Origin of the sequence: Lysinibacillus sp. NPDC056220 (assembly GCF_049315265.1) — a bacterium.
GTDB classification, from domain to species: domain Bacteria; phylum Bacillota; class Bacilli; order Bacillales_A; family Planococcaceae; genus Lysinibacillus; species Lysinibacillus pinottii.
Map to the genome: position 1 here is coordinate 1 of NZ_JBMOXD010000016.1, position 8,176 is coordinate 8,176.

General features: G+C 65.6%; 7 protein-coding genes. 2 read left to right on the forward strand and 5 right to left on the reverse strand.

Features of this window, described 5'->3' with window-relative positions; all coding sequences use genetic code 11:
- Positions 1–788: 788 nt before the first annotated feature.
- Together ACOZBY_RS21640 and ACOZBY_RS21645 are read right to left on the reverse strand one after the other, a co-directional pair.
- The gene (locus tag ACOZBY_RS21640) at positions 789–1,052 is read right to left on the reverse strand and encodes a hypothetical protein (RefSeq protein WP_422762663.1); all 264 of its coding nucleotides are present in this window, start codon (positions 1,050–1,052) and stop codon (positions 789–791) included.
- A gap of 899 nt (positions 1,053–1,951) precedes the next feature.
- Entirely contained in the window at positions 1,952–2,152 is a 201-nt protein-coding gene (locus tag ACOZBY_RS21645) for a hypothetical protein (RefSeq protein ID WP_422762664.1), read from the reverse strand.
- Positions 2,153–2,268: 116 nt separating this feature from the next.
- Here ACOZBY_RS21645 and ACOZBY_RS21650 point away from each other — a divergent pair, with 116 nt between their 5' ends.
- Positions 2,269–5,301 (forward strand): hypothetical protein, encoded by a 3,033-nt coding sequence (locus ACOZBY_RS21650; RefSeq protein WP_422762665.1) that lies wholly within the window; start codon positions 2,269–2,271, stop codon positions 5,299–5,301.
- 177 nt (positions 5,302–5,478) lie between these two features.
- On the opposite strand, the gene ACOZBY_RS21655 is transcribed toward ACOZBY_RS21650, so the two are convergent.
- Positions 5,479–5,790, reverse strand: coding sequence for a hypothetical protein (locus ACOZBY_RS21655; protein WP_422762666.1), 312 nt, complete (start codon positions 5,788–5,790; stop codon positions 5,479–5,481).
- Positions 5,787–6,239, reverse strand: coding sequence for a hypothetical protein (locus ACOZBY_RS21660; RefSeq protein WP_422762667.1), 453 nt, complete (start codon positions 6,237–6,239; stop codon positions 5,787–5,789). Before ACOZBY_RS21660 ends, ACOZBY_RS21655 begins: the two co-directional genes overlap by 4 nt.
- A 1,074-nt stretch (positions 6,240–7,313) precedes the next feature.
- Between ACOZBY_RS21660 and ACOZBY_RS21665 the strand changes: the two genes are divergently transcribed.
- Complete coding sequence (locus ACOZBY_RS21665; protein WP_060895097.1) at positions 7,314–7,526, forward strand: cold-shock protein; 213 nt, start codon at positions 7,314–7,316, stop codon at positions 7,524–7,526.
- Between the two features lie 316 nt (positions 7,527–7,842).
- Here ACOZBY_RS21665 and ACOZBY_RS21670 read toward each other — a convergent pair whose 3' ends face one another.
- Positions 7,843–8,097 carry a hypothetical protein gene (locus tag ACOZBY_RS21670; RefSeq protein ID WP_422762668.1) on the reverse strand — a complete coding sequence of 85 codons (255 nt, stop codon included), beginning with the start codon at positions 8,095–8,097 and terminating at the stop codon, positions 7,843–7,845.
- Positions 8,098–8,176 lie beyond the last annotated feature (79 nt).

Below are 8,176 nucleotides of genomic sequence, written 5' to 3' on the forward strand. Positions count from 1 at the left end.
GAGAGAGGGCCTGCCCACCTCGCCCACCGGGGTCACGGAGCCGCCACTGGTCGGTGCAGCCCGGGCCGCCGTACAGGAAGCTGAGCACCAAGCTGTCGAAGGCCAGTCGGCGTACGGGGCCGGGCCCCGTCGTCATCGAACCGTGAACCGACTCCAGCTATTGGAGCGAGGCCAGTTTTCGGAGTATCAGGGCGGAGAGCGGCATGGGCAGGCTGCGCAGGGTGCGGACCAGGGTTGTCGTGGTCCAAGGGAAATACGCCTGTGCCGGTTCTCTTTCCAGGGCGCGTACAACGTGTCGTGCCGCGCGGTTTGGTCGCGGGAGCGGCGCTCAGCCGTCGGGGCCGCACGGGTTGGACGGCAGGCTGGACCAGGTGCAGTGCGGGAGCAGGTGGTCGATCCGGGGCGGATCGAGGGCGGTGAGCGCGTCCTAGATCGACGCGTCGCGTGCGGGTGCAGCCGCCCATGACCTCGCCAACGTCACGGACGCACTTCACATACCCGCGGCCGGGGCGCAGGCCCATCACGCCCAAACGCGGTGAAGAACTACTGGATTTCGTCCGGACTCGCGATCGAGCTGCGTCGCGTACCCCGTCGCCAGCTGGTGTCCCCGACCTCGTAGACGTAGCAGTAGGTGCAGGCGAGGTTGCAGCGGCTTTGGACCTTGTGGACGAACTACTGCAAGGGCGAAGGACCGAACCAAATGAGTGGGGCCCGGAACCATGTATGTGGTTCCGGGCCCCACCCGTGAGGGCGCGTCCCACCAGAACTTCTCTGGTGGGACGCCTACTTCAGTCCTTCGGACGAAGCTTCGACAGCATCTTGATCGCCGGGAAGCCCAGGCCAGCGAGCACGCCGGCGGCGCTGGCCTGCAACGGCTGACCCTCAACGAACAGCAGGATGCCGGTGCCGCTCAGAGCGGCCTGACCAGTCACCAGCAGGGACTGCCCTGCCGTGACCAGGCGGTTCTTGGTGCGGTCGGCGGCCTTCTTGCGCTCCGTGCATGCCCCGCACTCATCAGGCGGACCGGCCGATGGGATTGCTGCTGCGCTCATAGGAGCCCTTTCATGATCTTTTCGTGGTTGTGAAGACGGACTTGGCGTTGCTCACGCGGAGGGCCCGACGGCTGGCAGCAGGGCTGCCAGGTCGAAGTCGTCGGCACCGCGAGTGGTGCATCCCGGATGCTACTGCTCCGCCCCCTCCCGGGAACGAAGAGTTGAGCACCCAGGGCCACACGGTATCCGAGACGGAGAAGGAACGTGTCCGGGCTCGGGGGTGAAGTGCTTCCGGAACCGGCTCTGTTGCTCAGCTCGTGGGTCAACACGGCGACACACATCATCCCTGACAAAGGATCAGGGTCAATTAACCGTGTCGGCGCTGGGGCCGTCTCTAGAATTCTATTCAGCAGCGAAAGGTGGTCATGACTAACCCGCTGGGTCGCAGTTAAATCGGCTTCAGAGAAGCCGCATACTTCATCTTCAGCAACCAGATAATGAGGGATTGATAAATTGACAATATCTCATCTGCCGCCCTTGCATTTCTCAAAATTATCGGACAATCGTCGCTTCAGGGCTGAGAAGGTGGTCGGATCTAAGCTGTCCTAGCTCAACCAGCCAACTTGTCACGTACATGGAAAACGGTCGATCGGATAGGCTCGGCTTGGCAGAGGCCGTCCCTGCCTGACTGAAGGCTGTGGGGGCGGTACTCTCCAGGAGAGCCCTCCTTGGTTTGTTGGTTGTGAAGACGGCAGGCAAGCGGAGCTCACGCGGAGGGCCCCGGTCCGGTGTGTGCTGTCGAAGGCGCCATCTTCCGGGGCCCCTGCACTTCTCTCCGCTTCGTCCTGGTCGTGGGTGCCGCCTTGCTCCCAACTGCCCCTCAGCAAGGCTGCGCAATGCCGATCGGCCTGACCTACACCGCTCACCAGCCACGTGTGGCTATCGGCGTCGCCTCTGCCTCATTGGGAGATCGCCGCAAGTGCGCCGGTCACGGCGGCGGCAAGCGTTATGACCGCGGCAAACGTGGTGGCGGCCCGCATGAGCGCCGTGGGGTACGTAGCACCGTCCAGACGGGCAAGCGTGCCCGCAACAAGGGCGACCAGCAACGCGAGGATCACCACCAGCGCGGTGGTGATCAGAACGAGGGCGTATCTGTACACGGCAAGCTCCTTGGAGACGGGGGACGTTGACGTGATCGAAGCTCCCGGAAACGGTGTTCACCATGGTTCGCCCGGACGAAGATGAACACCGACGAACAAATCCGGGGGACAGTCGCATGCACGACGAACAGGCGAGCCGAGAGGCGGCGCTAACCGAGCTACGCCGGACGCTGGCTGACGGGCTGGCCCGCACCGGGCTGACTAAGACGCAGGTCAAAGCGCGTGCGAATCTGGGGCGCACCACCGTCCATCAGGCCTTCCAGACTGGCGGACCTGTGCCAGCAGCAGCGACGGTCGTCGCCCTGGCGCGAGTGCTGCGTCTGCCGGAGCAACGGCTCCTGGACCTGCGTCGGGCTGCCGTCGGTGAATCCGGGACCGCCTCGGCAAAGGAGCAGGGACCGGGCAAACCGATCGACGAATGGGACCCCCACGTTTTGGAGGTCCACCCTGCTGGTCCTGCTCTTGGCGCCGGCGCTGAGTGCGGGCGAGCCTTGCCTGGCTATGTCGCCCGCGCCCATGACGCGATCCTGGCGGCTGCGGTGCAGGATGCTGCCGAGGGCCGCAGCCGTTTGGTAGTCCTGGTTGGCTCGTCCTCGACAGGGAAGACGCGAGCTTGTTGGGAGGCCGTGCAGCCACTCGCACGCCAGGGCTGGCGCCTGTGGCATCCCTTCGATCCCACGCGCGCTGACGCAGCGCTTGAGGACCTCGATCGGGTGCAGCCATTCACGGTCGTTTGGCTGAACGAGGCCCAGCACTATTTGGGCGATCCCGGGGTGGGAGAGCGAGTCGCGGCGGCTGTGCACAGCCTCCTGACCTCCTCCGAACGCAGCCCCGTCTTGGTGTTGGGCACGCTCTGGCCCGAGTACGCCAACCAGTACGCAGCTCTTCCCTCACCGAACGCCCCAGACCCGCATAGCCGGGTTCGGGAACTGCTGGCTGGGCGGACCATCGCTGTTCCCGACACGTTCGACCAGGAGGCGCTGCGCCGGGCAGCTGCTCTCGCGGATGCCGGCGATGGGCTGCTGGGCGCGACTCTCAGGCGGGCGTCTACGGATCGACGGGTGACACAGGATCTTGCCGGAGCGCCTGAACTCCTGCGCCGCTACGAGCAGGGCACGCCAGCCGCCCGGGCGGTGCTGGAAGCAGCGATGGATGCGCGCCGCCTCGGGGTCGGCCTTCACCTGCCGCAGTCTTTCCTCATCGACGCAGCCTTCGAATACCTCAGTGAACACGATGGTGACCGGCTCGCTGAGGACTGGGCAGAGAGGGTGCTTGCTGAGCTTGCCTTGCCCGTCCACGGCCACCAGGCACCCCTTCGACTCACGCGAGTTCGCCCTCTGCGGCCCTCTGCGCGACCTCACCAGCACTCCCCGGCAGTGGGGGCGGTCTTTCGCCTTGCTGACTTCCTCGAACAGCACGGCCGCGGCGTTCGGCGGGCGCTCTGTCCCCCGGCGTCGTTTTGGCACGCCGCCCGCGACCATCTGACCGATCCTGCGGCGCTCAGCACCCTCAGCGGTGCCGCCGAATTGCGCTACCGCCTCGAGTGGGCTCACAGCCTCCGGCTCCGGGCTGGCGATGCCGGGGATCAACGGACGCTTGAAGCGCTGGCACAAGCACGAGCAGCGGCAGGCGATCGTTATGCCGCTGAGGCTCATCTCCGCAGGGCGGCGGACACAGGCAGCGTCGAGGCTCTTACCGAGCTGGCGCGGATGAGAGAGGAAGCGGGCGATCGTGAAGAGGCCGCGAACCTGTATCGGCGGGTCGCCGACGCTGTGGAACCCGGCCGACTGTACTTCAGGGCAAGGGCAGAAGAGCCGGATAGCACCATCGGTGCTGAGATCTTGTATCGAAGAGCCGCTGACCTGGGAGAGCTCATCGCGCTGAGGGCCCTGGCGCGATTGCGAGAGGGGGCTGGAGACCGCGAAGGCGCCGAGGTCATCTACCGGCAGGGTGCTGATGCCAACGACCCCGATTCCATGATCATCCTGGCGTGGATGCGTGCGGAGGCTGGGGACCGCGACGGCGCTGAGATCCTCTACAGCCGAGCCGTCGGGATCGGGGGCGTGCGTGCCCTGGTCTCTTTGGCACGAGCGCGTGAGGTGAGCGGAGATACCAAGCAAGCCCAAGCCTTGTATGCCCGCGCCGTCGGCGCCGACAGTACCGAAGCTCTCGTTGCACTGGCGCGGATGCGTACGGAGGCCGGGGACCGCGACAGCGCTGAGATCCTCTACAGCCGAGCAGCCGATCGAGGTGACGCGCACGCCTGGCTGGCTCTGGCACAGATACGGGAGGAGGCAGGTGACCGTGATGCTGCCGAGCATTGCTGCCGCCGGGCTGCCGATGCTGCCAACGCCGCCGGCGACTACGTGACGCTGATGTCCTTGGCGCAGATGCGCGAGGAAGCCGGGGACCGCGGCAGCACCACTACTCTCATCCGCCAGGCTGCCGACGCCGCCGTAGCCGCTGACGTCACGGCGATGTTGGTGGATTGGGCACGGAGGCGTGTGGCGGCTGGCGATCGCGAGAGCGCTGAAGCCCTGGTCTCCCGGGCGGCTGACGCTGGCAGTGCCGATGCTCTGGTTGCGTTGGTAGAACTGCGCGAAGACAGAGGGGATCGCCATGGCTCCCAGGGTCTGGCCGACAGGGCCGCGGACACCGGCAATACCCGAGGCCTGAACGTGCTGGCGCGGCTGCGAGAGGAGGCCGGGGACCGGGAAGAAGCTGAAGCCCTGGCGTGGCGTGCGGCTGACGCCGGTGATTCAACGGCTCTGATGACCTTGGCGAGGATGCGGGAAGAAGCTGGGGATCCTGCCAGTGCTCTGGGTCTGGCTCGCAAGGCAGCCGAACTCGGCAACATCGAAGCAGTTGTTGAGGTGGTGCGGATGCGTGAGGAGGCCGGCGACCACGAGGGCGCCGAAGCCCTGGCCCGGCAGGCAACAGCTCTGTCCAAATTTCCTCACGCTGGCGAGGCCCGCCCCCTGGTGGCTCTGGTGCGGATGCGGGAGGAGGCTGGCGACCACGAAGGCGCCGAAGCCCTGGCCCGGCAGGCCGCTGACACCGGCGGGGCCTGGCAGTTCGGCTTCGAAGGGCGCTGGCCGTACGGCCTGGACCCAGACGGCCGGCCTGCACCCCCCTGGAGCGGTGGGTGATGCAGGCGCCATCACAGCGAGCCCTGCTGCCCAGTCGCGGGGCGCCGTCGAAGTCGCGCTTGACAGGCCCGGCATGGCCTGGACTCTGTGTCATGTCATCGCCGGAACCGCAATGAGGACGTCCTCTCGGTCGTTACTCATTGACGTGGAGTACATGAGCTACGCCTGCAGAACCGTTCAGGTTGCTCGACGCAGCTCCACGACGACGCTCTCTCCTGTGGCCTTGGGGCTCAGCCGGTAGTAGCGGATGTGGGCGAGGCGTTCGGACTCTTCGAGCCATCCGGCTTCGATGACCTGCCGGCGTGTGCGGGAGAAGACTGGCGGGGACAGTCCGACCAGCTTGGCCAGTTCCGCGCCAGTCTCTACGACTGTGCCGGCGCGGTCGGTGGGGTGTACGGCGTAGAGCATCACGACGAGCCGCTGGTTGGCGGTCATTCCGGCGGTGCGCTGGAGCAGGTGAAGGGTCTTGAGTTTGTCGTCGCTGTTCACTGGGCCTCCCACCGCGCAGGGGTCTGTTCGTTGAATCCAGGGATCTCTGGGGGGTTGCAGGTCTTGACCGCTTCGCGCTGTTCGATCCCGGTCCCGTGGAAGGAAATGTACGGGCTGATTCGGTAAAAGTTGTAGTTCCCGATGCGGCCCCGGATGATCAGGATGCGGTGCTTGGCAAGCTTCCTGTTGATCTTTCCGACGGCGTCGGTGGACATGCCGACACGGCGGGCGATGTCCGCGCCGGTCGCCCGCAGCGGCTCCAGTCCCTCGGGCGAGACGCCGATCCACCACAGTACGAGGAACTTCTGGCTCGGGGTGAACGCCTTACTCTCGGTGATTGCCTCCACGCGCGCCTTGTCCACTTGGGTGTGTTTCCCCGAGAAGGCATACGGCGCATAGGGGACGGCTTCGCCGGTGTCGGCGTCGACCAGTCTGCGTACTGCTCCCACGGGTCCTCCGTGCTTGTTGCTGCACCGTTCATGAGAGGCGGCCCAGGAGGCCGACCAGATGAACGTAACGTACATGAGCAGGAAGTCAATCAACGCGACCTGAGAGACGTGTTGATTGACGGCTTGTCGGACGCGAGGTCAACTCACAGCCGTCAGGTGTCGCTACTCATGTACGTCACGTCAATCTGCAGCGTTCCTGGGAACGTGGCAGCAGTTCCTTTGGTCTTGGTACTCAGTCCAGGTGAGCCGAGTGCCGCGACCCTGAAATCTGGGCACCACGATGTACCGATCGCCCTTGCCTGCTCACCGATCTGGGTAGCAGATCTGTCGATCGTGGATCGATCACGTGTTTTCCCAGCTCAGAGGCTCTTTCGGCTCCGCACTCTCTTACCTCTTTAACCTGAGGTCCGAGTCGGCCTGTGGACCTTGGTGGTTGGGGCCTCAGCATCCGAAACTCCGACTCTCCCGTTCAGCCACGAAGGCTCAGCCACGTGCGAGAAACCCGACAATCGCTGTCTGCCGTCTCCAAGTCGGCTCATACCGTGCAGGCACCAACGTTGGCGTCGCACCCGACCCCCGTTGCTTGCCGGCGCGTACAGGCTTCACCACAACGATGCGGATTCGCGCCGGGAAGTGACGGGGCCAGCGGGGTCCAGGGGCCGGCGAAGGCCCCTGGTACCACGCTGGCCAGCCATCGACCCGAACTCTCATGGACCGTCAGCCCGGCGCTCGTGAGTGACCCTGGTGAACCGTCCGTATTCGGTGACCCCAGCTTTAGGCAGCGTCCGACAGGAGACCTTCTGTTGCTCATCCCTGCTGCGCTGGATAAGCAACACCCATGTAGAGCCTGGGTCGTGCAAATGCTGCGCTGCATCAACGACACCGCCCTGCTGTCACCCGACGACCACCACCAGGACCACGAACAGCAAGACCAGGAGCAGCGCTAAGCCGCCGCCACAGTCCCTCCCGAGAGAAGATCTCTCGGTTCCGTGACCTTCATTCCCCCAGCGGGGATGATCAGCCAGGCGGGCGTCCTGTGCGCCCGACCGGAGCACGTGATTCAAGGGAGCTGTTATGTCTGAGCGCCAGTCCGGCACGGTGAAGTGGTTCAACGAAGAGAAGGGGTTCGGCTTCATCACCCCCGAAAGTGGCCCGGACCTCTTTGTGCACTTCAGGGCGATCCAAGGCAGCGGCTTCAAGAGCCTTCGAGAAGGCCAGAAGGTGACCTTCGTTGCGGTGCAGGGGCAGAAGGGCATGCAGGCGGACGAGGTCATCGCAGAGTCCTGAGCCCCCTACGACGGCGGGACGCCGGTCACGTGGAACGTTCCGGGCTACGGCTCCCACGCCACCACCGATGACTCCAGGGGCCTGCCCAAGTCGCTGTGCGGCTTCACACGGTCGACGGAGGAAGGCCGACGCGTGAGCGGCTTGCCAGACTGCCGCGAATGCCTGCGCGAGGTCCAGCTCGGTGCTGAACGCCCCCGCGGCAACTGGTGAGGAGTAGCCACCCGGGCGGCTACTGGTGGATACGGCCGTGGCTACGATGCGAAACGCCCCGACCCCGGCAGCTCGAATGCCAGGGTCGGGGCGTTGTCACGGGTGGCTACCCGAGCCAGACGATGTCCAGGACGGACAGGTGCCTCCGCGCGCGGTTCGCGAAGAAGTTGACGGACAGCTGGCCGACGGATGCGATGCGCACGTCCTCGGGGTCGCCGGCGTTCTGTTGTGGGAAGCCCAACGGGTTCCCGGCCGCGGCGTCCAGGACGTCCCAGACCATCTGCTCTGCGTGCTCGGGCAGTGCGGCGAGCACCTTCGCGGCGGGCGACGACAGTCGGACCGCGTACGGCTGACCGGTCACCGGCGCCTGCTCCGGATCTCCTACAGGTCGACGAACTCAGTGTCGTCCTTGCCGGAGGCGAGAAACACGTCGACCACCG

Coding starts and splice junctions, on each gene's coding strand:
- ACOZBY_RS21640 (WP_422762663.1), bottom strand. CDS start 1,052: ATGAGCGCAGCAGCAATCCCATCGGCCGGTCCGCCTGATGAGTGCGGG.
- ACOZBY_RS21665 (WP_060895097.1), top strand. CDS start 7,314: ATGTCTGAGCGCCAGTCCGGCACGGTGAAGTGGTTCAACGAAGAGAAG.
- ACOZBY_RS21650 (WP_422762665.1), top strand. CDS start 2,269: ATGCACGACGAACAGGCGAGCCGAGAGGCGGCGCTAACCGAGCTACGC.